The sequence below is a fragment of the Candidatus Tiamatella incendiivivens genome, from assembly GCA_015522635.1.
In the GTDB taxonomy this organism is placed as follows: domain Archaea; phylum Thermoproteota; class Thermoprotei_A; order Sulfolobales; family Acidilobaceae; genus Tiamatella; species Tiamatella incendiivivens.
On record WALW01000027.1, the window covers coordinates 48,235 to 72,441 of the forward strand.

General features: G+C 39.6%; 26 protein-coding genes and 1 tRNA gene. 13 read left to right on the forward strand and 14 right to left on the reverse strand.

Going from position 1 to position 24,207, the window contains the following annotated elements; all coding sequences use genetic code 11:
* Positions 1 to 27: 27 nt before the first annotated feature.
* Both F7B60_06935 and F7B60_06940 read right to left on the reverse strand, forming a co-directional pair.
* Positions 28 to 162: transfer RNA gene (locus F7B60_06935), tRNA-Met, on the reverse strand.
* A 53-nt stretch (positions 163 to 215) separates the two neighbouring features.
* On the reverse strand, positions 216 to 1,004 hold the full coding sequence (locus F7B60_06940) for a hypothetical protein (protein ID MCE4615244.1): 789 nt from the start codon (positions 1,002 to 1,004) through the stop codon (positions 216 to 218).
* A 123-nt stretch (positions 1,005 to 1,127) separates the two neighbouring features.
* Between F7B60_06940 and F7B60_06945 the strand changes: the two genes are divergently transcribed.
* From F7B60_06945 to F7B60_06960, 4 genes are read left to right on the forward strand one after another with little or no spacing between them, the layout of a single operon-like run.
* Positions 1,128 to 1,358, forward strand: coding sequence for an endonuclease Q family protein (locus F7B60_06945; GenBank protein MCE4615245.1), 231 nt, complete (start codon positions 1,128 to 1,130; stop codon positions 1,356 to 1,358).
* Between the two features lie 60 nt (positions 1,359 to 1,418).
* A complete protein-coding gene (locus F7B60_06950; protein MCE4615246.1) occupies positions 1,419 to 1,715 on the forward strand; it encodes a hypothetical protein in 297 nt (98 codons plus the stop codon).
* A 5-nt stretch (positions 1,716 to 1,720) separates the two neighbouring features.
* A complete protein-coding gene (asnS, locus tag F7B60_06955; protein ID MCE4615247.1) occupies positions 1,721 to 3,019 on the forward strand; it encodes an asparagine--tRNA ligase in 1,299 nt (432 codons plus the stop codon).
* A 5-nt stretch (positions 3,020 to 3,024) separates the two neighbouring features.
* Positions 3,025 to 3,738 (forward strand): diphthine--ammonia ligase, encoded by a 714-nt coding sequence (locus F7B60_06960; GenBank protein MCE4615248.1) that lies wholly within the window; start codon positions 3,025 to 3,027, stop codon positions 3,736 to 3,738.
* Here F7B60_06960 and F7B60_06965 read toward each other — a convergent pair.
* Positions 3,719 to 4,033 (reverse strand): hypothetical protein, encoded by a 315-nt coding sequence (locus tag F7B60_06965; protein MCE4615249.1) that lies wholly within the window; start codon positions 4,031 to 4,033, stop codon positions 3,719 to 3,721. The genes F7B60_06960 and F7B60_06965 overlap by 20 nt on opposite strands.
* A 68-nt stretch (positions 4,034 to 4,101) precedes the next feature.
* Positions 4,102 to 4,710, reverse strand: coding sequence for a YkgJ family cysteine cluster protein (locus tag F7B60_06970; GenBank protein ID MCE4615250.1), 609 nt, complete (start codon positions 4,708 to 4,710; stop codon positions 4,102 to 4,104).
* 84 nt (positions 4,711 to 4,794) lie between these two features.
* Between F7B60_06970 and F7B60_06975 the strand changes: the two genes are divergently transcribed.
* Entirely contained in the window at positions 4,795 to 6,150 is a 1,356-nt protein-coding gene (locus F7B60_06975; protein ID MCE4615251.1) for an aspartate aminotransferase family protein, read from the forward strand.
* Between the two features lie 7 nt (positions 6,151 to 6,157).
* Here the strand turns inward: F7B60_06975 and F7B60_06980 are convergent, their stop codons facing one another.
* Positions 6,158 to 6,361 carry a hypothetical protein gene (locus F7B60_06980; protein ID MCE4615252.1) on the reverse strand — a complete coding sequence of 68 codons (204 nt, stop codon included), beginning with the start codon at positions 6,359 to 6,361 and terminating at the stop codon, positions 6,158 to 6,160.
* Between the two features lie 404 nt (positions 6,362 to 6,765).
* On the reverse strand, positions 6,766 to 7,482 hold the full coding sequence (locus F7B60_06985; GenBank protein ID MCE4615253.1) for a nucleoside phosphorylase: 717 nt from the start codon (positions 7,480 to 7,482) through the stop codon (positions 6,766 to 6,768).
* A gap of 61 nt (positions 7,483 to 7,543) precedes the next feature.
* Here F7B60_06985 and F7B60_06990 point away from each other — a divergent pair, with 61 nt between their 5' ends.
* Positions 7,544 to 8,515 (forward strand): ornithine cyclodeaminase family protein, encoded by a 972-nt coding sequence (locus F7B60_06990; GenBank protein MCE4615254.1) that lies wholly within the window; start codon positions 7,544 to 7,546, stop codon positions 8,513 to 8,515.
* Here F7B60_06990 and F7B60_06995 read toward each other — a convergent pair.
* The 5 genes from F7B60_06995 to F7B60_07015 form a co-directional block, all read right to left on the reverse strand.
* Complete coding sequence (locus tag F7B60_06995) at positions 8,502 to 9,068, reverse strand: hypothetical protein (GenBank protein ID MCE4615255.1); 567 nt, start codon at positions 9,066 to 9,068, stop codon at positions 8,502 to 8,504. The genes F7B60_06990 and F7B60_06995 overlap by 14 nt on opposite strands.
* A gap of 80 nt (positions 9,069 to 9,148) precedes the next feature.
* Entirely contained in the window at positions 9,149 to 10,075 is a 927-nt protein-coding gene (locus F7B60_07000) for a thiamine pyrophosphate-dependent enzyme (GenBank protein ID MCE4615256.1), read from the reverse strand.
* Positions 10,065 to 11,990, reverse strand: coding sequence for a 2-oxoacid:acceptor oxidoreductase subunit alpha (locus F7B60_07005; GenBank protein ID MCE4615257.1), 1,926 nt, complete (start codon positions 11,988 to 11,990; stop codon positions 10,065 to 10,067). Before F7B60_07005 ends, F7B60_07000 begins: the two co-directional genes overlap by 11 nt.
* A gap of 3 nt (positions 11,991 to 11,993) precedes the next feature.
* On the reverse strand, positions 11,994 to 12,305 hold the full coding sequence (locus F7B60_07010) for a hypothetical protein (protein MCE4615258.1): 312 nt from the start codon (positions 12,303 to 12,305) through the stop codon (positions 11,994 to 11,996).
* Positions 12,306 to 12,399: 94 nt separating this feature from the next.
* Positions 12,400 to 13,731: a hypothetical protein gene (locus F7B60_07015; protein MCE4615259.1), complete on the reverse strand. Its 1,332-nt coding sequence runs from the start codon at positions 13,729 to 13,731 to the stop codon at positions 12,400 to 12,402.
* A gap of 66 nt (positions 13,732 to 13,797) precedes the next feature.
* On the opposite strand from F7B60_07015, the gene F7B60_07020 reads away from it, so the two are divergent.
* The 3 genes from F7B60_07020 to F7B60_07030 are packed head-to-tail and all read left to right on the forward strand — an operon-like array spanning position 13,798 to position 16,081.
* Positions 13,798 to 14,322, forward strand: coding sequence for a GNAT family N-acetyltransferase (locus F7B60_07020; protein ID MCE4615260.1), 525 nt, complete (start codon positions 13,798 to 13,800; stop codon positions 14,320 to 14,322).
* 7 nt (positions 14,323 to 14,329) lie between these two features.
* Entirely contained in the window at positions 14,330 to 15,037 is a 708-nt protein-coding gene (locus F7B60_07025; protein ID MCE4615261.1) for a nucleotidyltransferase domain-containing protein, read from the forward strand.
* On the forward strand, positions 15,038 to 16,081 hold the full coding sequence (locus F7B60_07030; protein ID MCE4615262.1) for a radical SAM protein: 1,044 nt from the start codon (positions 15,038 to 15,040) through the stop codon (positions 16,079 to 16,081).
* On the opposite strand, the gene F7B60_07035 is transcribed toward F7B60_07030, so the two are convergent.
* Both F7B60_07035 and udp read right to left on the reverse strand, forming a co-directional pair.
* On the reverse strand, positions 16,061 to 16,987 hold the full coding sequence (locus F7B60_07035) for a PfkB family carbohydrate kinase (protein ID MCE4615263.1): 927 nt from the start codon (positions 16,985 to 16,987) through the stop codon (positions 16,061 to 16,063). The two genes, F7B60_07030 and F7B60_07035, sit on opposite strands and share 21 nt — an antisense overlap.
* 11 nt (positions 16,988 to 16,998) lie before the next feature.
* Complete coding sequence (udp, locus tag F7B60_07040; protein ID MCE4615264.1) at positions 16,999 to 17,793, reverse strand: uridine phosphorylase; 795 nt, start codon at positions 17,791 to 17,793, stop codon at positions 16,999 to 17,001.
* A 57-nt stretch (positions 17,794 to 17,850) separates the two neighbouring features.
* Between udp and F7B60_07045 the strand changes: the two genes are divergently transcribed.
* From F7B60_07045 to F7B60_07060, 4 genes are read left to right on the forward strand one after another with little or no spacing between them, the layout of a single operon-like run.
* Positions 17,851 to 18,054, forward strand: coding sequence for a hypothetical protein (locus F7B60_07045; protein ID MCE4615265.1), 204 nt, complete (start codon positions 17,851 to 17,853; stop codon positions 18,052 to 18,054).
* 7 nt (positions 18,055 to 18,061) lie between these two features.
* Positions 18,062 to 19,402 (forward strand): phosphoadenosine phosphosulfate reductase family protein, encoded by a 1,341-nt coding sequence (locus F7B60_07050; protein MCE4615266.1) that lies wholly within the window; start codon positions 18,062 to 18,064, stop codon positions 19,400 to 19,402.
* A gap of 1 nt (position 19,403) precedes the next feature.
* Complete coding sequence (locus F7B60_07055) at positions 19,404 to 20,492, forward strand: tyrosine--tRNA ligase (GenBank protein ID MCE4615267.1); 1,089 nt, start codon at positions 19,404 to 19,406, stop codon at positions 20,490 to 20,492.
* A 53-nt stretch (positions 20,493 to 20,545) separates the two neighbouring features.
* Entirely contained in the window at positions 20,546 to 22,933 is a 2,388-nt protein-coding gene (locus tag F7B60_07060; protein ID MCE4615268.1) for a DNA polymerase II, read from the forward strand.
* Here the strand turns inward: F7B60_07060 and F7B60_07065 are convergent.
* Positions 22,926 to 24,200 (reverse strand): DNA primase, encoded by a 1,275-nt coding sequence (locus tag F7B60_07065; GenBank protein MCE4615269.1) that lies wholly within the window; start codon positions 24,198 to 24,200, stop codon positions 22,926 to 22,928. The two genes, F7B60_07060 and F7B60_07065, sit on opposite strands and share 8 nt — an antisense overlap.
* Between the last annotated feature and the right edge of the window lie 7 nt (positions 24,201 to 24,207).

Genomic DNA, 24,207 nt, shown 5'->3' on the forward strand with positions numbered 1-24,207 from the left:
TTGTTGGAGACCTGGGAGAGCTTTTTGTGGTGCCGCCGCCGGGATTTGAACCCGGGACTTCCGGATCTCCCAGGACCCCTGTATTTCGAATAGGGCTTGACCTTCGGTTCTACTACTACCCGTATGAGTCCGGCGCTCTGCCATAGGCTGAGCTACGGCGGCTTCCTGTTCTATTTGGGTTTAACGTTTTGTGTTTAAAAGGATTATTCCTAGTGTTATTTGCTGAGATCGAGTTTTAGAAGTGTAACATGTGCCGGTATGAGAGCTGTTGCACCTCCTTGTGGAACATTGACCATTTCAATTTGTAATGCTACAAGGAGTCCATCCATTTTCGTTAAAGTTATATTATATTCCGTTTGATCCCATGTCGTTCTAGCGAATTGTAGTCCTATTTCAGTAGGTCTTAACCCTATTTGAAGAGCATAGACCTTCTTATCTTCGAATGTTACTGTTACTAATTTGGATGAGGCTAGTTCTACGTAACTTTTAGTTTGATTAAAGGATACATGAGGCATATATATTACATATACAGGGAATAGGGTTTCAGGGGGGAGTAAAGTTAACCCTGGAGCTACTTGTGTAGAGTATGCTTTCCCAGTGAGTCTGCTAACGAGTTCTGTCTCGTTTAGGGTTCTGCTTGCTCTAGGCTTTCCAGTCGTTGTATTGAATACTGTTTCTACCGGATTAATTATTGCATCATCCTTTAACTGGAATTTTATTTCATCTAGCAACGAATTATTATAAAATATTTTTATAGAGTAGTTACCACCTGTTCCTTCTATAACAGTATCAGTTGTTAAGTTTCTCCAAGTGACAGCAAATTCCATGTACCTTATCTTTGAAAGAATTGTTATTATGTCTGGCGGGTTACCTTGTGTCTGCTGGAGATCTTTAAACACATATGTTTCAAACGATACTTTAGGATACTCGATATAGACTCCTATTCCAGCCGATATTACCGATAACAAGAATATTATTGTTAATAGCATTTTCACTGAAACCACTCTTTATCACCTAAACATTTCCGCCCCTAACTCCGATGCTGGAATGGTGTATTTTATGGATAATCTATTTAACTGCTTTCCCTAAACCCCCTTTAGGCGGTATAGGGTTAAGGTGAGATGCATATGACTATAGGGAAAGTCAGAGGTCTCAACACATCGGGGCATAAAGGATGGTTTACTGTCTATTGTAGAATTTGTGGTAAACCATTAGATTTAACAAAGGATGTTGTTTACGCTTGCCCTAACTGTAAAGATAAATACGAAGCATACTTCTGCAGTGCAGACGCTAGACGTGTTGGTTATAAATGCCCATTCTGTGGTAAACCACTCGAAATCGTCAGTGTTATTAAGTGAACTACATAAGTCTTTGTATTATCCTTTATTACACAAATTACACATTAAGGGTATGCAGTGATGGTTGTAGTTGAGGAGGAATTCGTCAATAAACATACTAGAAAAATAATCATAAAGACAGATGCAGGGAACATTCTCAAAAAAGATGTTTACTGCAGTATTACTAAAAGCGAGGCGGAGAAAGGGGAGCATATTCTGTCTGAGGAAATGTCAGGTTCCTCAGTAGATCTATACGATATAGAAATAAATGAAAATACTATGGGTTTAGTGCTATGCGTTAATAATGACTGCAAGATGATTGATGTATTAATAGAAAATGAAAGCTTTGAGGATTTAGAAGGTTTTGATTGTAGGTGAGAGATATGCAATCCTATCATAGTATCTCCTATGTATTACAAAACTCTAATGAAGGAGATCCTGTTAATTTAAGAGGCTGGATCTATAGATTAAGATGGCTTGGCGGAAAGGTTTTCATCGTATTACGTGATCAAAGCGGCATAATTCAATGCGTTATAGATAAAGAGATGACTGAGAAGCTTGAGAAGGAGATATCGGAAATAGGTATTGAAGCCTCTGTGATAGCTAGTGGTACAGTAAGGTTCGATAGAAGAGCTCCCGGGGGAAAAGAAATCAATATAAGCAGGCTGAAAGTGATTGGCGTATCAAACAACTTTCCAATAAAAGGAGGAGAGGGTATTGAGTATCTTCTGGACAATAGGCATTTATGGATACGAAGCAGGCGATTAACAAGTATATTTAAAATAAAACACACATTACTAGAAGGTTTGAGAGAATATTTCAATAGCAATGGGTGGTGGGAAGTTACTCCACCAATACTGACTATGTCTGCTGTAGAAGGTGGAGCTACTCTATTTCCTGTTGATTTCTTCGGTAAAAAGGCGTATCTGAGCCAAAGCGCTCAATTCTACTTGGAAACTCTTATATTTAGCCTTGTAAAAGTATGGTCTATCACTACTAGTTTTAGAGCAGAAAGAAGCAGGACTAGGAGGCATTTGTATGAGTATACCCATCTTGAAGCCGAGGCGGCTTGGATGGATATGAAAGACATGATGAATATTGTTGAAGACATGGCAAAAGCTGGAGTGAAAAAAGTTCTGAATGAGAGACTTGAAGAGTTAGAACTGATTAAGAGGGATGCTGGAAAATTGGAGCAGGTTTTATCAGATAAATTCCCTATTATTACCTATAATGAAGCTGTTGAGATCCTGAAGAAGAGGGGTGTCAAAATTGAATGGGGAGACGATTTTGGTGCAGACGAGGAAAGGGTGCTCACACTACAATTTGATGTACCTGTATTTGTGACAATGTTCCCAAGGAAGATAAAATCCTTTTACATGAAGATTTCAAAAGAAAACCCAGACCTTGTTTACGGTTTTGATTTACTAGCTCCAGAGGGTTATGGAGAGATTGTTGGTGGAAGCGTCAGAGAGGATGACTATAACGTTCTACTAAACAGAATCAGAGAGGAAGGATTGAACCCAAAAGATTATGAATGGTATCTAGATTTAAGAAAATACGGTAGTGTTCCACATAGCGGTTTTGGTCTGGGAATAGAAAGGATGGCTATGTGGATCGGTGGTTTAGATCATATAAGAGATGCAACCCCTTATCCTAGATTCAGAGACCGGCTTTACCCGTGAGATCCATGAATTTTTGCTCACTTCTATCAAGCGGTAAGGACAGTAGCTATGCTCTCCTCTGGGCTACTACACACGGCTTTACACCTAAATGCATTATCACTTTCAATTCCATTAGAACCGACTCATACATGTTGCAAACAATTAATACTGAGTTATCCGAATTACAAGCCAAAGCCATGGGCCTAAAATACTATTCCTTCAGAGTTTCAGGGGTTAAGGAGAAAGAGGTTGCTGAAATAAAAGATTACCTAGAATACTTATTGGAGAAAGAGAACTTCTCTTACATTACAACCGGGGCATTGAAAAGCGACTACCAGAGGATAAGATTTTATAACATGTTCGATGAACTAGGCATCAAGCCTATAAGCCCTCTATGGTGGTGTGATCAGAAGAAGTATTTAAGAGAACTAATAAGAAGGAACATAGAGTTCATAATAACGCGAATAGCAGCACATGGCTTGCCTATCGAAATAATGGGCAAAATAGTTGATGAGAAGATTATTGATACTATTATTGCAAAGAGTGAGAAATACGGTTTCAACCCGGCTTTTGAAGGAGGAGAAGCTGAAACGTTGGTCGTTTATTCACCTCTCTTTAACAGCAGAATTTGCATTGAGGGAGAAATTGTTTCAAAAGGAGTAAATGCAGAGCTTATTATTAGAAGAGCATGGTTAGAAAATAGGAAAGCAAGGGAATGCCTTAAAATTCGCGTCTTGTAGCACAATCACTATATAGAACCTTTAAACCATAGTGAAGCATATCAACATTTCTCTTTAATCCGTTTAGAATCTCCTGAGTGGATGCCATTTCGCTCTCGATATTATTTAATCTCTCAGCAATAGAATTCGTTATGTCAACTAGGTTGTTCAAAACCTCATTTAACTCTATTTGAACCAGATCTATCCCACTAAAATTCTGTGGTACTCCATTCTCCTTTATCTTGTCAATCGCTTTTAGTAGCTCGAATAGAAGTTGTTCGTGTAAACTATTAAGAGAGTGAGGATTGTCATCCAAGGCTGTTCTCCAATAAAATTGTCCAAGTAATTAATGAGGCTTGCCCGCCTCTATTCCATATTTGCCTGCTACTCTACTTCAATAAGAGGATTCAACCTTGAGAGAATTTCTAAGTTAAACCATTCAGCACCATTTTTAGCTTCATGATATGCGCCATCTAACGCCTTGTATAGCGCTTCTAACGGGTCGTAACCTTCTTCTAATATGAGCTTATGCAATCTATCGTAGTGCTCTTTGAGTTCCGTTTGATATCTCTTGAGAAACACCAGGTTAACCTTTACTTTAGAGCCTTCACCCACCCCTGGGCATTTCTCATCTATGTATATTGTTTGAGAAGACGGCGACATTATAATGTATGGATACAACCTACATTTCATAGGTCTAGCATTATATATCACGCAATATGTTTTATCTTCCGGGTCAAACCGTAGGAAAGGGCACCTACCTTTCCCTATTCCCGAGAGCTTCATAAAAGGGAAAACATCAGCTATAATTACATCTATATATATCTCAAGGAACTGTCTCCAGTGTATATTAACATATGATGCCATCCTGATAACATCAAATATCGTGAGCGATACATTAGGACCAGTCCCACAGCATATATCACAGCGTACGCAGCTAAACCTAATACTGGTTCTTGGGTAGACCTTCCTAAACACCGGGCCAGCACTCATATTTGAAAACCATCATTGGATGAATTGGATATATTATTTAATTAGTTTTGCAGATGGTTCATGACTCGAGGGTGTACTTAGAATATGATTGATAAGTCATGCTCAAATATCTCCAAACTACTAATTAAATACACTGAGATATACAGGCAAAGAACTCCTAGAAGCAAACAATTCTATGAAAAAGCTAGATCAATTTTACCTGGCGGTGTTACATATAAAATCAGAGACTTTCACCCATACCCGCCATATATAATAAGAGGGATGGGGGGAAAGGTCATTGATATTGATGGAAAAGAATATACAGACTACTGGATGGGTCATGGAGCGTTAATTCTAGGTCATAGCAACCCTGAAATAGTAAGAATGATTAAGTTGCAAACCGAAATAGGTACACATTATGGATATGAGCATCCTTTAGCTGTTAAGTGGGCTGAAGCTATCAAAAGAAATTATCCTTCAATGGAGATGATAAGGTTTACTAACAGTGGAACTGAAGCAAACAGCTATGCAATACGGCTGGCAAGAGCCTACACTAAAAAGAAGAAAATTGTAAAAATACAAGGAGGATGGCATGGCAGCTATAATGGTCTACACGTTAATGTTCACCCCCCATTTACAGGAAAACCGGAGAGCCCAGGAATACCCGGAGAGTTTTCTGAATACACTATTACCGTCGAATTGAATAACATATTAGACCTAAAAGAAAAAATTTCTGAAAATAGGAATGATATCGCTGCATTAATCATGGAACCCGTCTTGGGTGCAGGAGGAGGAGTCCCTTCAAGCAGGGAATTCGCTGAAGAAGCTAGAGAGCTATGTAACAGGTATAACTGCCTTCTGATTTTCGACGAGGTTATCACAGGATTTAGAATAGGCCTAGGAGGAGGAGCTGAATACCTTAACGTCGAACCCGATCTATCGGTTATGGGTAAAATAATTGGTGGAGGACTTCCAGCTGGAGCCTTTGGAGGAAAACGAGAAATAATGAAGCTACTAGATCATAGAGAAGTAGAAAAGCATGTATTCCAAGGAGGAACATTCACAGGCAATCCCTTAACAGCATCTGCCGGTATAACAGCAATTAACTTCTTAGAAAGGAACAGGGAGATCTATGAGCACCTTGGAGAAATACACTCTTCTGTCGAAACAGAGGTAAATAAGATTTCCAGGGAGGTAAACATGCCATTACATGTTACCGGTACAAGAGGCATAACGGGAATACACTTTACAAGTAAAAAACCTTCAAACGCTAGAGAAGTATTCGAGTATAGATACTGCGAAGACCTTTACCAGCTCATCAATTTATACATGCGAATAAATGGTATACTATACGTTAGTGAGTCTATAATGCATCTACTGCCTTCGATACATCATACGCTGGAGGACGTGGGGAAACTTATGTCGACCCTACGTCATATCCTTCTAGAAACAATACAATAATAAGACCTCACATACATTTATGTTTCTTTGAGATACCTAGAGCATAATCCATCCAAGAGTGAAATCTTTTCTTATATTCAACCAATATTTTAGCCATAGACCCAACGACCTTACAGTCTGGTGGCCAGTCAAAGTAGTAAATAGATTTATCCCCTGATTTCACCTCTAGCTGCCATCCTTGTTTAGAGCCTCTGAGACATGACCGCCTCATACCTAATTTAACAGCTGTATTAAGTAATTCCATTAACAGATCAAGTAAAGGTGAAACAATGTGAAGTATGGGAGGCTGAAGCGATAACCACACCATACCGGATATATTAGAAGCATGTTCATCGGTAAATAGACGTATACTATGCTCACATAACTCGCTATATCCTTGAGATGGATTATGCCAAGATCTAATAAGTGCAGAGCTCTTTTTATCGAGAGGGTTAGATCCCATATGGAGGGTTAACCGGCCACTACAACTACTAGTCGTGACTAAACATTTGTTTTGGTTAAAAATAATAAGCCATTCTATAAGTTCTAAGTCAACTTGTCTGTTTTTTATATTCTGCTCTAATATTTTTATCCTATTGAGACGATAACTTTGAAAGTCAAGGTATAAATCTGAATTCAATTCTCCGTCATAACCTCTAATGCTGATTCTGTTACTTTCAAGAACTCCTCCTTGAGAGCCATAGAATCGAGATGTCCCCTTTCAAGATGTATTAACTCATCTGAAATAACGAGCGCACATGCATTATCTAATCTTCTAACAAGACCTAGATATGCTAATGTTGAACATTCCATTTCCACAGCTACAACGTTTCTAGAGCACCAGTACGAGGCAAAACCTTCGTCTTCTACATAAAAAGCATCACTACTAACAACAGGAGCTAAAAGAGAATTCAATCCCTTTGACTTAACTTTACTATACAATCCCAAAACAATTTCAGGTGAATGATAAAGTGGGGGTAACCCTTGAGGCGAATACTGTCTTAATAATCCACCATCACTCGCATGACCAGAAGCTGGGGGTATAACAACATCTCCAAGCTTTACACCCTCGCATAGAGAGCCCGCTGTACCTATTCTGACAACTTTCTTAGCACCTATCATAGCCAGTTCCTCTACGAAAACTGCAGTCGTGGGACCCCCTACATAGTGAACACCAATACCTGTTTCAAAACCCTTAAATTCGCCAGAATAAATAAGGTACCCTCTTTTCCTGTTTATTACTACAGGATTATCTAGTAACTCTTCAGATAAATACTTCGCTCGATCTGGATCTCCAACTATTAACATGCTCTCAGGAACTCTTCTAGCCTCCAAGTGAACCGGTTGCCTCATCAATATCCCCACGTATAAATTCCCCTGAAAACCAGTTATAATACATAAGGTGAAACCTCTAATGTCACTTGATAGTATTAGGATAATTACACCTAATGAAATTGAAAAAGTGAATAAAATTGAATTAGTTAATAGGATGGCTAAGGCATATACAATGTTTTCTGAAGGAGATGCTATAAATCCCCCTAGACAAGTTTTCTGGGTCAAGGGAAATTGGTGGGGAGTTATGAGTGCTAGTCTCCCCGATACAGGGGTCTCAGTTAAGATCGTGGGTATTATCCCAGAAAATCCCAGTAGAGACCTGCCAACGATAAATGGAATAGTAGTCTATCTGGACCCCGAAACCGGTAGTCCACTAGCAGTCATTGATGCCCCCATACTCACAGCCTATAGAACAGCTGCTGGAAGTATGGCTTCCTCTAGGCTGTTGTCACCTCTGGAACCGAAGGTTCTATCTATAATCGGAACAGGATACCAAGCTTCAGTTCACCTGAAGTTTTTCAAAGAAATACACCCAACTCTTAATAGAGTCAAAGTATTCGATATAAACAAAAATAAGGTAAGCAAATTTATTGTGGAAGCAGGTAAATTATTTGATAGAGTTGAAGCCGTAAGAGATTCCTGTAATGCAGTAAAGGATGCTGACATCGTTTTACTTGCTACAACAGCAAAGGAACCTGCGATAAATGGTGAATGCCTATCAGCTCCTGTACATGTAATAAGCATAGGTGTAATGGGTCCAGATTACCGTGAATTAGACGATGAAACTGTTAGAAGAGCAGAACTTATAGCTGTAGACAGTATAGAGGCTGTGATGAGGGAAGTGGGTGACTTCTCCATACCTATGAAAAAAGGTTTAATAGGAAAAGGGGAAATTGTAGAAATAGGTAAGCTTTTAAAGGAAAGCAGTACTTCTAGAGCAAGAGCCAGTGGAATAACAGTATTTAAGAGTGTTGGAATTGCCGTACAGGACACTGCTATATCAGATCAATTGTATAGCAAAGCATATCGAATGAGTCTTAATCGGGACTAACTTTCCATCCTTTTATTCGTGCATCATAATATACCATTCCATACCGTCTGAGAACCTCAAATAACTCGGATAGGTTCTCTGCCTTCTTGATTGCCTCATTGACATCTGTTGAGTGGAGATGAGACAACCTGTTTTCTAGTTCTATAAGTGTACCTATTGATGTTATAATGTAATCTCCCCCAGATTCTATAATCTTAAAACCCTTGTTCCTAGCTAGATACACCACCTGCCTGGGTTTGATTTTAAAGTGATTAAAGACGTTAGATGCCATTATGTATCCCTGGCTATTTACTTTTTCTTTAATAAACTCTAGAACAGCTTCTCCATGCTTGTCCTTACTCCTTACGGGTAACTGAGATTTACCCAATGCAATGCGGCTTTGTTGAGTTTTCGCACATTGAGATTCTATAACGTCAAGTTTCTTTCTTATATCTTCTATATTTTCTTGGACCGCTTTTACGGACAATGCTATCATATTCTCGAGCTTCCTTAATTCATCAATGACTTTACTACAGTCATTACTATCTATATACTCTTCAAGGCGTCTGCTCAATACAAGCTCCCATCACTACATAAAATCTAATGGAAGTAAAATAAGATAGCATTCCAAGTAGGAGGAAAAAGGGAAGGTTACTAAATAACGAGTTTATCAACGAATATTTGAGCTACATCTACAATAGGCTTACCATCAATGTGTATAGGTTGTTTATAAGGCGGCATGTCTCCTATGAAGGGTATTCTCATCTTAAGCCTCTCGAAGTACTCAGGTTTCGTCTTATCCTGGAATAATACACCTAGAGGAATTCTCTCTTCCCATTCTAAAGCCTTTTCAATAGTCTGTTCCATCTTTTTCTCTAATTCCTCAGGCTTTTCAACAACAGGGTTCCAAGTTTCTTCCTCGTCAACGTAATATATTCTTTGCTCATACCATTCCTTTGTATATATGTTGTTGTATGTTGGACACGGTTGCAGGATATCCACAAGAGCTGTGCCTTTATGCTGGATTGCAGCCTTGATTATTTCCTTTAACTGCTTTACATGATAGGCATACCCCCTTGCTATGAAAGTGTATCCGCTGGCTAAGGCGAGAAGTACCGGGTTTACCGGAGAATTAATATTAGGTTTACTGAGAGCTTTCGTTTTTATGAAAAGTCCTAGTGTAGGGCTTGCCTGTCCTTTCGTTAATCCATATACCCCATTATCATGTAAGAGTAATGTTATGTCAACGTTTCTCCTCCCGGCTGCTACAAAGTGAGCTGCACCTATACCTAATGTATCGCCGTCTCCGGCACTTATTAGGACGGTTAATTCTGGTCTAGCTAGTTTTATGCCCGTAGCCACTGGTATAGGTCTACCATGTAATGTATGTACACCATTGATTGCAAGGAACTCAGGCAGTTTACCGCTACAACCGATTCCTCCTACATCAACCGCTTTGTGCAGAGGAATTCCTAGTTCTTTGAGAGCCATCTCAACAGCTGTTATTATACCATAGTTACCGCATCCGGGACACCAGTCCTTCCAAGTGTCCGCTATATATTTAACTTGTTCACTGACCAAGGCTTAACACCACCTTCTTATCTCCTGTGTTAAGAATATGTTTAACTGAGTCAACTAATTCCTGTACAAAAATGGGTCTTCCAGTATACTTAATTATTAAGTGAGGGATCTCGAATCCCGTGAACATCCTCACTATCTGGGCGGCCTGCGCGAGAGCGTTTCCTTCTACCCCAATTACTGTAGTAGCTTTCTTGAGTACACTCTTTACATACTCGCTTGGGAATGGCATAAACATTCTGAGGTGTAGGTAATTTGCATTGATATCTTCTTCTTTTAGCCTCTCAATAGCGTCTAGTGCAGCACCCTTAACTGCTCCCCATCCTACTAGCGTAATCTTAGCGTCCGGATTACCGTATAAAATAACCTTATCTTCCAGAGGTATCTCTTTTGCGGCTGTTTCGAATTTCTTGAGCCTCTTGTCCTGCATTTTTATTCTTTCTATAGGATCTTCATTTCTTCTCCCGTACTGATCGTGCTCGTTGCTAGTATACCATACCACAGTGTCCCCTAGGAATGCCCTAGGTGATACCCCATCATCTGTATATTTGAATCTAGGGAACGGCATAGGCGGGTTCTTTACGATTTTACCCCTATTAATTATGACATTAGATAAATCGGGGTTGAACACGTCTTTCATAGCATTCGCTATAGCCTTTTCCAGTAAATGTATTACTGGCGTCTGATATTTTTCAGCCCAATTCAATGCTTTTATTGCATCATAAAATGCTTCTTCATGGTCTCCGCTTGCAATCACTATTCTAGGTAGATCTCCGTGCCCTTGGAACAAAGCAGTGAAGAGATCACTTTGACTGTTTCTAGTAGGCATCCCTGTACTTGGACCACCTCTCATGTATAGTGTTACTACTACAGGTGCTTCAATTATTCCAGAATAACCTAGTGCCTCAGCCATCAGACTTACTCCTGGTCCACTCGTGCTCGTTGCTGATCGTGCTCCAGCCAGCGAGGCTCCTATAGCCATATTTAAAGCTGATATTTCGTCTTCTGTCTGGACTACCACTATCCCCCCTCTCTCCAAGCCTAGTTTTTCTGCTGCTTCAGGTGTTAGGGGGAAGTCTTCGAATTTCTCTAGGTATAAGCTTTCATCAGCTGCTGGTGTAATAGGATAGTATGTCTGGACTCTGAGGCCTCCTGCTATTTTACCCATAGCAACTATATCGTTACCAGAGACTACCAGTCTAGATTTAACAGGTTTAATATGCGGACCATCCGGTATTTTCTCTCTATGTATACTAGAGAAGTTCTCCCTAGCATAATCGTATGCTACTTGTGCAGCTATAACATTAGGTTTTATAATCTTCTGTTTGCCAGCGAAGAATAACTCTATTGCCTTCTCTAAATGCTCTAATTCCACTCCTATCACTGATAATCCTACCGCCATTCCTATGATGTTTATTGCTCTTGATATAGATACTAGTGATACTCCTGCTTTTTCAGCAGTTGTCTTCAATAGTGATTTGAGAGGAACGCCAACTGTTTTCTTGCCTCTTTTTTCCAGTAGATTTATCACACCTTCAACAGTATGAGGAGCTCCATTAGCATCAAGCTCTTCTTTTACTCTAGCCTTCAGGTATTTCGACATGCTTAGTATAGAATCAATGTCTTTTGACAGAACTCCAGTATCATAAATCATGAATTCTCCAACATCATTGTAGTGGGTGAATACTGACTCAGCATCAAGGGAAACCACGATGTCAGCAGGTAGATTAGGGGCTAGTGCTCTGTTCTCTCTTACTCTAATATTGAAGTAGCTGTGCTTACCTATAATGTTAGAGTGATATTCTCGGGTACCATATACTCTATATCCCTTTAACATGAACACTCTTAGCGCTATTTGGCCTGCTGATTCTATTCCCCCACCTTGGGGGCCGCCTATTTCAAATACTAGATCAACCATTTTTCACTCCACCGAATACAACTCTTCTTTAACTTCGGGTTCTAGGTAAGGCATTGGGTAGAGACGGTGCCCTCGTTTTAAATGGTCTATATAGTCTTCTGGTGTGACTCTAGTTCTGCATGTTGCACACCAGTAGAATCCTGGCTTATCTATTTTAATCTGCTCGAAGTGTTCACACGAATCATCATCGAAAGTCATCTTCCAAGGCCAAGCGTATGTGCATACACCAATACCTTCGTAAAACAAGTGAGGTCTCCAATATTTACAGTTACTGCATACCCTTTTTATAGAGGTTTCAGCACTGTCTCTACCCAAATCCATCGCCCTTTTATATATCTAGGTATTCAAGTCGGGTTCGTCACTAATATGTATATAAAAACGTTGTCACCTTTAGTACGGTATTAAAAGGCTAATATTCTACTTTATCTATAAGGTCTAGAGACTTCTCTAGCCATGAAAGAGGAATGGCCTCTAAACCTGTACCGTATATTGACTCGTAGAAGAATTCGTATGTGGCTCTTTCAATGGACCAAAACAGTAATGCTTGTTTAGAATAATTGTATTGGAGAAGGCAACTCCTGGTCCTTGTTTCATAGTTTTCTAGTATATTCTTATATGTCCTGTCTATCCATGAATACATTATATCTGGGAGTGATGCTGATGCTTCTTTTATCCCTAATCCTTTCTGAATAGAATATGAAATAACTGCTATGTAGTGGAGACTTCTATATATTACAGCAAGGTCTCTTATTGGGGGTTCTTTTTCGCTTTGAGTTGCCGGCAATCTATCTGGTTCCCCTTCGTAATCAACCAACATTAAATCTCCATTATCTGTAATAATGAACTGGTACAGGTGAGGGTCACTATGCGTTCTCATCTTAGTGGACGGTATATTGTATCTTGATAAAATGGTCATTACATCAGAGTAATCTGATAATCTCATTGCTATCTCTTTGACGTAAGGATTAGAGTGTCTTTTCATCTGCTCTGTCCTCCAATTTACTCTGAAAATCCATCTAGACAAGTCGTCTTCAGTTACTGGCTGGGGGGTACACCATTCATAATTGCATTGCGACAATACGCAATGGAATTTCCCTATCAAGTCACCTATCTTAGCTGATGATTCGGGTATTGAAACCTTATTCGTCTCTAGTGTTCTTAAGGCTTCCCTCACAAAGTGAGAGACAACAGGTTCTCCTTCGAATCTTTCCGTTACTATATGCGTGAAATATCCAGAGAATTCTATGAACCCTGATAGTCGGGGAGAGAAATCAGAATTGCTATCTCTGAGATATGCTAAAACTAGTGGCTCCATATTATTATCTTCGAGGACACGATAAGCTTTCACATGAAACGACTTTCCATTTGTCGTTGTGATTCTAAAGTTTAGGCTACTCCTACCTGGTGGTTCGATATCAACATCCTCTACGTCACCCATGGGATCGAGAAATGTTGCATTTAATCCTCGAATCATATTACTAGTTACCAGTTTATAGAATAACTTGTCAGATTCGCCTGGAATTATAATAGGTCTTCCATGTTGTTCAGTTGGGATGTATGAAGCTAAGAATTTTTTTCCACAGGCAGATCCGTAAGTCAATACTAATGCATCTATTTCCACACAATACTCTATTTGAGGATTATCTTTACAGTTGGGTGGGTACCAATGTTCTCTGGGAATATCTTTCTCCAGGATTTCTACATAATTACAATCCAAAGAAGAGTCCTCTTTATTCAGCAATCTCTCACCCAAGGAATATGAGTTATATAAGCCTCCCGTTAAATACTAAGTTTAGGTAGCATTATTATGAAGCCTAATATTGAAACGGAAGACTGTAGAATCCTGTATAAGGGACCTTCTAGAGACGGCACTATCATAGTTATAAGAAGAGCTTGCAAGGAAGACAGAGGAAGACTGATTGAGTTCTATCAAAGATTGTCTACAGAATGTATATATAACAGGTTCATGGGCATTATTAGGTATTTCGACCCGTATGTTGATCGTTTGTTGAAAGGTAGAGCTATAGTTGTGGTGGCGGAAACCGAGAATGGAAAAATTATTGGTGTTGCAGAAGCTGTTTTCGATGAAGAGGGAAGGGCAGAATCCGGAATCGCCGTGTTAGATGACTATCAAGGAGCGGGTATAGGATCTCTTCTGGGAAAGTATATTCTCAGCGAGGCTCGTAGAGCGGGTATAAAGAAAATGTATGCTTATATAATGTCGTCAAACATAAAAGCATTAAATATGGCTTTAAAATACGGAGCAAGAATAGAGAAGAAGTACAGTGGTATGACCTATATAATATTTGATCTAGCAGAATCAAAGCGATGATGAAGAATTGAGTGTAGCTGGAGGGAAAAATTACAGGAGAATAGTATATACCGAAAAGCACTGGGAAATCCTCCGCAAACTTAGGAGTAGGGCATTGGAGATCCTTGAATGTTTGTCTCACAAGAACATCTATGCAATAGTCCATGGAAGTATTGCCAGAGGAGATGTTCATAAGGATAGTGATATTGACATCTTCATACCTCATCCTATAGGTTATCCTATAGTTATTGAAGCACTTTACTCCTGTGGTTTGAGAGTCTATGAAACTCGTATCATTCAAGCCACGCCTACTTATGTTCCGAAGGTTTATTTAGTAATGAATCCTCTTGAAACAGAGGTTGTGTCGTTTCCATTAGGCTCTCTTTCTAAAAGCGAACGAGAGTTTTACAAATGGGGAGGGGAATTAGATTACAAAGAGTTAAAGGAAAAACGTCGTGTAGCAGGTGTTAACAAAGATCTCTTACTCGTTTTACCTGTGACAGATGGGCATATGGAAATCCCTGTAATTGGGAACGAGAGATATGCATCTAAAACTGTTGGTATTGATATATCTACCGTTGATGAACGGATTAGGGTCTTATCGAGCCGGCGGGAGAAAGGAAGGACTGGGCTGTTTCTAGAGATTGTTTTGCCTGGAGAGACAGATCTGCCGGGGATAGTTAAAAGGATAGCTGATAAAAACCCTTATTTCAGGAAGAGGGTAGGTGTTTTGTAATTGGCTGACACCGTACTTGGTGACCCCGAAAAAGCGTTGCTAAGCAAGCCCTGGTTACCCGTTGGATGTAACTACTGCTTTACAGGATGCAAAGCAGTGATCTTCGTTACCGGATTATGTGATGATGGATGCTATTATTGTCCGGTTAGTAGAGATAGACTAGGAAAAGATGTGTTTTTCGTAAATGAGGAAAGGATAGATCTAAGGGAGTTGGAACTGGAGATAGAGCGTACCGATGCGGAAGGGGCTAGTTTGACCGGAGGCGATCCTCTAGTAGTGCCTGAGAGAACTATTGGAATAATAAGGAGGCTGAAATCCTCATTCGGATTTGGTTTTCATATTCACCTCTACACTAGTGGAAGGTATGCTACTCCAGAAATCCTTTGGAGACTGTATTCGAGCGGTTTGGATGAAATGCGATTACATCCTACAAGAGATCTTTTTCTAAATAGAATTGATTGGGCGGCTGAGATTGAAGGTTGGAGTGTTGGTGTAGAGATTCCTATATCTAAAAACTTAGACTCATGGGCGAGGAAAGTGATAGAGCATGCTGACAAAGCCGGAGCTAGTTTTGTTAACCTGAATGAGATGGAGGTTTCTCCCGCAAATATAACTGAATTAAAAGCAAGAGGACTCAAACCCTCTTTAAGAAAACCAGTAGTGGAATCAGCCTTTGAGACAGGTGTAAAACTTGTAGCTTGGGCTAAGAAAAAGGAATTAAGAATAAACGTGCATTTTTGTCCATCAAGCTATAAAGATTCTATACAGACTAGAAACAGGTTCCGAAGAACTGGATTTGTCGACGCTAAACCATATGAAGAACCAACTATAGATGGAACATTAAGATATGGTGTATTAAGAAATTGTAGAAACATAATAAACCAGGAAGATGGAGATTATATAGAAAGGGAATTCCGTATTCCACCCGTTGAAAAATGGATTAAGCTTAAGGCGCGTAACTATAGTTGCGAAGGCTTTATTGAAGAAGCGTATCCTACGAGGAATAGGAAACCAGTTATTGAATCAACCCGAATCTATCCTTGAAACATAAACTTTCCCAGCAAGATCGGTTATTTCATCCGTGTGTGGCATATTAGAAGATCCTAACTTGGCAATTTTTAGTGTACCAGCAGCAATGGCATGTTTTAGTGCCATTGATGGATTTCCTGTTTCCATATAAATAACATTAAAAGCTGCATCAAATGCGTCTCCTGCGCCTGTTGTATCAACTATACGTATGCTTGTTTCAAGGTGACCAGAGTATCTTCGTCCATTCCAGTAAAGGGAAGCTCCTTCTTCTCCCCTCTTAACTGTAATAATCTCGGGGATGTCTTTGATTTTTTGGAGGTCTATAATATTTATTCTAGTTCTTTCCTGGAGATTCAAGAATTCGATTCTATTGACATGAAGTATATGTACATGCTCGACTAGATCTATAACCCCATAGGGGTTAACAAAAACCCAACCTCCCGGATCATAAGAATAAATATGCCCCTTACACCGCTCAACGAAGGCTAGAACAAGTTCTGGATTAACACTAGCAAAGTGATAGAATAACTTGTCAGAACTGCACGGAATGTCATCGATACTTAGAAGATCATTAGCTCCTCTATGCGTTATCAGTATACGTGAATCAGAATCCATTAACAGTAACACTACTACTTTGCCTGTATCCGTCAGATCACTTTTTGAGACGTGTGCAACGTTAATACCTGCATTTCTTAGGAAATCTAGTAATCCCAAGCGTTCAGCATCTCGACCTACTTTTGCCACAAGGCTTATCATATACCCCATGTTTTTCACTGCTATACTATAGTTAACTGCAGAGCCTCCTGTTCCTATCCATGTTTCATTGGATCTAATGTTCTCATCTAGGTTAGGCATCCTAGGAAGTTTGAAGGTTAGATCTAGGTTTATGTTTCCGACAGCAACTAAGTTAGGTGAGTTCAATTGCTTTTACCTCAGCCTATCATATCATATAAAATTCTACTCGCCTCATTTGCAACATTTATCGCGTAATCAACACCAGCATCTATCACAAATTCATCTGTTACTCTATTCGCCACAGCTGCACAGATACAACCGGTTAGGAAGTTGTATATACTACCTAGAGTGAACAGGAGGGAGGCCTCCATTTCGAATGCTTTGACGCCAAGCACTTGAAGCCTTGGTATAATCAATGCAGCCTCTTCGGTCATAAATCCCCTGAATCCTGGTCTACCCTGGCCTAGATAGAAACTGTCAGTACTAGCTACTATCCCTATGTGATAGTGATATCCTAGTGTATCAACAGCTTCAACCAACGCTTTTACAACTCTATAATCAGCTATAGCAGGATATTCTATTGGTGCATATTGTTTACTAGTACCCTCGAGTCTAACTGCTCCTGTAGCTATAATTAAGTCACCAGGTTTTATTTCATGCTGAATGGCACCACAAGTCCCGACTCTGATCATAGCTTTTGCTCCGATTCTTAGCAGTTCTTCAATGGCAATCGCAGTGCTCGGAGAACCTATTCCAGTACTTGTGACCGAGATAGGTATACCTTTGTAGGATCCAGTATAGGTTCGGTATTCCCTGTGATTTGCAATAAATCGCCTTTCACTCCATTTCTTGGATATGTAGTCTGCCCTACTGGGATCTCCAGGTAACAGTACTATAGGGGCTATTTCTCCTGGAGCTATATTGATATGATATTGCTTACCTTGAGAAGTCACAGGTACAGCTGCGCTTTTCAAGTCATCCAAGACCAGCACCACCTATCTATATTATATCTACATTATTACCTAAAATACCCTGGTCGGGTGAAGGATTTGGATAAGCAGATGAAATCAAGGTTACTAGGTATAACAATGTTGTTGGCAGGATTCATTCTTATGACACTCTATCCTTACTTAATATATTTTAGAGGAGAGAAAGTAGCTTTTGAAGTTGTAAAGGCCACTCTAACCGTTGTAATTATTTTCCTCTCAGTGGTGTTGATTTCTATCGGCGTCAATCTTTACAGGAAGGAGTAGATAGTTAATGTTCACAATTCTCGTAAGAGGAAAGAAGGATCGAGAAGCGACTCGAAAAGCAATTAACATCTTTTACCCTAACTGGGGCATAAAAGTGGGTACTCTAGGTGGAGTCCGATCTTCTAAGCTTTCTGATGCAATTTTAGACAAGATTAAGCCTTTTACTCTAGTTCTAACAGGTCGAAGGGATATAGAATATGTTAGGGACGCATTCTCGAGGAAAGGTCTAGCTGTTTTCGCGGGGTATAGCTTAGTTAATAGAAGTGAGGTTAGAAATGCGAGGTTAGAAATGATAGCTCATTCTATTGATAAAGGAAGATCTATAATTAGAGCAGGACTATCATACTTTGATTCAAGTTACATATTCGCTTTTTCTGAGAATCATGGGAGTATACGGGAATTTCACCCTGAAATGGATAACTTCCTTATACTGACTGAGAAGGGTGCGTCTATAGCGTCAGAAATAACAGGTGTTCAGATGAGGCCCCCTATCGTAGTTTACAAGTATGGAGAAGGCTTACATGAGTTTTATAATTGTGGAGCACTGATAGCAACTGCTAGATTTGAAATGAACGCCACGCGTGTTCTTGAGAAGTTACCTTTTGAACTTGTTTGCAAAGATAACCGGGATCTTTTAGCTTCAAACCAAACTGTTATCAAAGCAATGGATCTCTTCTTGAAACAGTTCCTAGAAAAGACTGCTACAGAACAAGCAGATAAAATAATTATACCTTGGAGTGGAGGAAAAGACAGTACTGCGGTCCTTATAGCTGCAACCAAAATATTTGGTAAAGATAGGGTAATTGCATTGTTCTCTGATACTGGTGTTGAGTTCCCTGAAACAATTAACTATATAGAGAAAGTAGTAAGTCAGTTAGGCGTTGATCTCCATGTAGAAAAAGCTGGATTAGATAAGGCAATTATGTTTAGAGGTCTTCCTAAGCTGGATGATAGATGGTGTACAGGGTTAAAGCTTGAGGCTCTGAAGAAAGGTATGATTAAGATAGGTAGGGATTATGGGAATTATATAATATTAGTCGGAGATAGAGATGCTGAGTCCAAGCTTAGGGTTAAACGCTCTCCTATTAGAGTAGAGAATGGACATCTAGTTTTGTCTCCACTCAAACTTTTCAGCGGAGCACAAGTCGAGTTATACATTAAGAGTAAAAGTGTCCCACTAAACCCGTTGTACGAAAAAGGCTTCTATAGAGTTGGTTGCTATGTATGCCCAAGTCTAAGGCATTGGGAGTTAAGCATAGTGAAGAAGGGAAAGCTATTAGGTGACGAGAAAAAGAACATATTTTTCAACATGCTCCTGAAAGAAAGAATGGCGGAGGAGGACGATTAACATGGATATGGAGGAGAAGTACCAGTTAATAACGCGGAATGCTGTTGAAGTAATAGTTTCTAATGAACTAAGAGAAGCGCTTGAAACGGGTAGAGAACTGAAAGGATATATAGGAATAGAACCTAGTGGTTTCTTCCACATAGGATGGCTTATATGGAGCTATAAGGTAGATGATATGATTAGAGCTGGGGTGAAATGGAGGCTTTTAGAAGCCACTTGGCACGCCTTGATCAACGATAAGTTAGGAGGAGACATAATGAAAATTAGGAAAGCAGCGAGATTGATCCGTAAAGTGTTGTGGGCTATTGGAGTAGATATCGAGAAAATAGAGTTTGTCGATGCCGAGAACCTTGCCAGAGACAAAGAATACTGGGCTACAGTTATCAGAGTAGCAAAGTCAAATAGTCTGGCTAGGATTAAGAGGGCATTAACCATCATGGGTAGAAAGATAGAAGACGCTGAGATTGACTCGTCAAAACTGATCTACCCGTCAATGCAGGTTTCTGATATTTTTTATATGAATTTAGACATAGCATTAGGTGGAATGGACCAAAGAAAAGCCCACATGCTGGCGAGAGATACAGCTCTGAAGCTTGGCTATAAGAAACCGATATCCATACATACTCCTCTACTGACAGGGCTTCAGGGTTTAGGTAGAATGGATCCTTCAAAGGTTTCAGAGGAAGAACATGCCATCGAGTTTAAAATGAGTAAAAGCAAACCCGAATCAAGTATTTTCATTCATGATCAACCTGAGGACATAAGGAGAAAGTTGAAGAAAGCATATTGCCCGCCAAGGCAGGAAGCATTTAATCCTGTCCTTGAAATAAGCAGATACGTACTATTTAATAGAGGAGACTTCAATTTAGTTGTTGAAAGACCGGAGAAATATGGAGGAACCGTAGTATATGAAGGATATGATAAACTTCTAAAAGACTACTTAGAGGGTAAGCTTCATCCTGCCGACCTGAAGAAGGCGACTGCTGAAGCACTTATTGATCTATTAACACCTATCAGAGTAAGGCTTCTTTCAGATAAAGAGGCTGTCAGACTAATAAATGAACTGTCCTCTGTGAAAATAACTAGGTAATGATCATTAACCGATTTTACCCTCCAAGGCATTACATTATTTTGGGGATAGTTTTGGAGTTGATTTCCTTCCAATTACTTGACGCGTCATACGAGATAGATGGTTCTGAACCTAAAATACTCCTGTGGGGTAGAACATCAGAGGATGAAAGGATTTTACTGATTTACAAAGGGTTTAAACCTTATTTCTATATTGTTCCTAGAGATCCTCGGATCAACGAGGACGAGCTAAGACAAGTTAGCCTCCTCTCTAAACCAAAGAGTCCTATTCTTAATATAGAGATAGTAGATAGAAACTTTTTTGGAAGACCTGTTAAGGCATTGAAAGTCACCACATTAATCCCTGAGTATGCTAGGATATACAGGGAAGCTGCTGCAAAACTAGGGTTTGTAGAAAGAGTTTTAGAGGCTGATATCCGATATACTATGCGGTTTCTAATAGATTCCAATTTATACCCTTTAAGATGGTATGAAACAGGGGTTAAGGAGCTCAGCGAAAAGGGATACCGAGTTAATCACGTATACGAAGTAACAAGTGATATTATAGAAATCGAAGAGGCTAGCTCGAGAGATCCATTAGAAGGCCTTCGAACTATGGCTTTTGACATAGAAGTATACAGCAAAGAAGGTTCTCCTGACCCATTACGGGATAAAGTCATTATAATAAGCACAAGCAAGGAGGGCGAGTCTTCTACTCATACTCTTTGGGATTCGAGTGATGAACAAGGCCTAATATCAATGTTTACTAGAGAGATATTATCTTACGACCCTGATATAATCGTAGGTTATAACCAGGATAAATTTGACTGGCCTTTTCTAAGGGAGAGAGCTTCTAAGTTAGGGATTAAACTAGATGTAGGAAGAAGAATAGGTTCACAACCCGAGACCAGTGTCTATGGACATATATCCGTTGCTGGCCGATTAAACGTCGATTTGTATAACTTTGCAGAAGAAATACCTGGCTTGACCCTCAAGACTCTCGAGGAAGTGGCGGAGTTTCTTGGTGTGAAAAAGAAAAGTGCAAGAATTCTCATCCCTTGGTATAGAATCCCGGAATACTGGGATGATGCTGATAGAAGAAATAAATTGATCCAATATGCTACAGATGATGTTGAATCTATATATAGGTTGTCAGAGAAGTTCCTTCCGTTCGGAGCACAGCTCAGTTCAACTACTGGAATACCTTTGGATCATGTGATGGCAGCCAGCACAGGGTTTAGGTTGGAATGGAGGCTTATAAGAGAAGCTTACAAGAGAAATGAACTTGTCCCTGAAAGAGTTGAACGCCCAACTGCTTCTTACATTGGAGCATTAGTTTTAAAGCCAGAGCCAGGGATAAAGGAGAAGGTTGCAGTTCTAGACTTTGCAAGTATGTACCCTAGCATTATGGTGAAGTATAACGTCGGACCTGACACACTCATAAGAGAGGGAGAGGACTACCCTGAGGAAAATACTTATGTAGCTCCTTCTGTGGGACACAAGTTTAGAAAAGAGCCCTACGGGTTCTTTAAAGATGTCTTGAAAAAGTTCCTTAAGTGGAGGCGTGATATTAAGTCTAGGCTTAAGGAGCTCGAACCATCTTCAATTGAATATGTATTGCTGGATCAAAGGCAAAGGGCCATTAAGGTTCTAAGTAACGCCACGTATGGTTATATGGGATGGAGTGGAGCTAGATGGTATTGCAAAGAATGTGCTGAAGCAGTTACAGCATGGGGTAGAAACCTTATTTTATCTGCTATCAAATACGCTAGGAGTTTAGGGCTAAAAGTCTACTATGGAGACACTGACAGTCTCTTTGTTGACTATAATGAAGATAACATAGAGAAACTTACTGACTTTGTGGAAAAAGAAATGGGTTTTGAAATAAAGATTGACAAAATCTATAGAAGAATACTCTTTACAGGTGCAAAGAAAAGGTACGCGGGACTAACAGTAGATGGATTATTGGACGTGACGGGATTAGAGGCTGTTAGAGGAGATTGGTGTGAGCTAGCAAAAGAGGTACAACTAGAGGTTCTTAAAATAGTCCTCCGTGAAGGTAATGTAGAGAAGGCTGTAGAGTACGTATTAAAGGTCATGGATGATCTTAGGAATAGTAGAATGCCTATGGAGAAACTTGTAATATGGAAAACCTTGACTAGAAGACCAAGTGAGTATAAAATGGATGGGGCTCACGTTAGGGCTGCACTTTTACTAGAAAAGTATGGTTACAAGATAGCTCCTGGCATGAAAATAGGTTATGTAATTATCAAGAACCATGGGAAATTAGCTGATAGAGCTAAGCCTTTTATCCTAGCATTAAAAGAGGAAATCGATACTGAATACTATGTCAATAAACAAGTGATTCCTGCAGCTCTTAGAGTTCTACAAGTTCTAGGAGTTGGTGAGAACAGGCTAAAAATGGGAAGTAAAGGTCAGAGGTCTCTATTTGACTTTATGTGAGGTCTTGAAATGTAAAGAATTGTATTCCTGGAGGTCTCACTGTTATTTTACCAGTCCTAACACCAACAACGATTTTTATTCCTTTGGAATCCGCCAACTCTAGTAATCTTTGAGTTATTATGCCATCCATTATTATCGCAAATATTTCATCTTCCGCTTTCTCGAGCGCAGCATACAAGTCTCTTACTGGAACTTTTATTATTTCATTCCACGCAGAATCATATAGTATTGCCTCTAAAGTTCCTTTTAGATCATTAATTTCATCCAGAACTTCTCTGGGTATAGCAATAGTTTCAATACCAAGTTTCTTCTCCTCGACTTTCTCTTCAGCTACCTGTTTAGCTCCTTCCTGCTCTACAGGACCCTCCTCCTCTTCTTCAACAGCCTCAATATACTGCTTTTCTTCTACAGGCTTCTCTTCAAGTTTTTCCTCAGTGACCACTTCCTCCTTCTCTATTCCTAACTTCTTTCTCATCTGATCTGCAGGAATAATGTCCTTTAAAGATCTCGAAATCTCCTTACCCGTTAGATCCTCTACCTCTTTTCCAGGAGGAGCTCTAGCCACATAATCTATGTCAACCTCGCTCAACAGTGTTTTAAGAATTAACTCCCCTCCTCTATCACCATCAACAAAAGCTATTGTAGTTTTTTTCTTGGCAAGCCCCTTTATTGTATCTGGAATTTTTTCTTTGGCTCCCTCGAGTGCTATAGTATTCTTAATACCATATTTCATTAAATTAATTACATCTGCTCTCCCCTCTACTATTATAACGGTATCACTTCTATCAACATCCGGACCCGCTGGAAGACGGTCATCACCATAGTAGATTACTTCAGGGGCTTTTTCGGGAGTTACTATTTTCTTTAGTATTTCCTTGGTATCAGGTGTGGATTCCCTCCACTGATTTAGTATATTTTTTGCCCTCTCAACGATTTTTTCTAGCTTCTCGAGTCTGAGATCCTTTATTTCAATCAATTGAATATTTGCGTCATAAGGACCTACTTTATCTATAGTTTCTATCATGGCCGCAATTACAGCCGTCTCCGGTCTACTTAGATTACTAGGTATTTCAATCTCTCCCACAGTTTTTGATCCCTGATGCTTTATGTCTACTTTAATTCTCCCAACTCTACCTTTATCTTGAAGCTCTCTTAGATCAAATTCTTGGCCGAGAAGGCCTTCTGTTTGACCGAATATTGCTCCTATAATATCATGCCTGTCTACACGGCCGTGAATTTCTATTTTGAACTTGACTATATACTTCAATTATCTT

Bases quoted from the DNA above. Each gene is read 5' to 3' on its own strand.
- F7B60_06945 (MCE4615245.1), top strand. From the start codon at position 1,128: ATGACTATAGGGAAAGTCAGAGGTCTCAACACATCGGGGCATAAAGGA.
- F7B60_06950 (MCE4615246.1), top strand. From the start codon at position 1,419: ATGGTTGTAGTTGAGGAGGAATTCGTCAATAAACATACTAGAAAAATA.
- asnS (MCE4615247.1), top strand. From the start codon at position 1,721: ATGCAATCCTATCATAGTATCTCCTATGTATTACAAAACTCTAATGAA.
- F7B60_06960 (MCE4615248.1), top strand. From the start codon at position 3,025: ATGAATTTTTGCTCACTTCTATCAAGCGGTAAGGACAGTAGCTATGCT.
- F7B60_06970 (MCE4615250.1), bottom strand. From the start codon at position 4,710: ATGAGTGCTGGCCCGGTGTTTAGGAAGGTCTACCCAAGAACCAGTATT.
- F7B60_06975 (MCE4615251.1), top strand. From the start codon at position 4,795: ATGATTGATAAGTCATGCTCAAATATCTCCAAACTACTAATTAAATAC.
- F7B60_06980 (MCE4615252.1), bottom strand. From the start codon at position 6,361: ATGAGGCGGTCATGTCTCAGAGGCTCTAAACAAGGATGGCAGCTAGAG.
- F7B60_06985 (MCE4615253.1), bottom strand. From the start codon at position 7,482: ATGAGGCAACCGGTTCACTTGGAGGCTAGAAGAGTTCCTGAGAGCATG.
- F7B60_06990 (MCE4615254.1), top strand. From the start codon at position 7,544: ATGTCACTTGATAGTATTAGGATAATTACACCTAATGAAATTGAAAAA.
- F7B60_07005 (MCE4615257.1), bottom strand. From the start codon at position 11,990: ATGGTTGATCTAGTATTTGAAATAGGCGGCCCCCAAGGTGGGGGAATA.
- F7B60_07020 (MCE4615260.1), top strand. From the start codon at position 13,798: ATGAAGCCTAATATTGAAACGGAAGACTGTAGAATCCTGTATAAGGGA.
- F7B60_07050 (MCE4615266.1), top strand. From the start codon at position 18,062: ATGTTCACAATTCTCGTAAGAGGAAAGAAGGATCGAGAAGCGACTCGA.
- F7B60_07055 (MCE4615267.1), top strand. From the start codon at position 19,404: ATGGATATGGAGGAGAAGTACCAGTTAATAACGCGGAATGCTGTTGAA.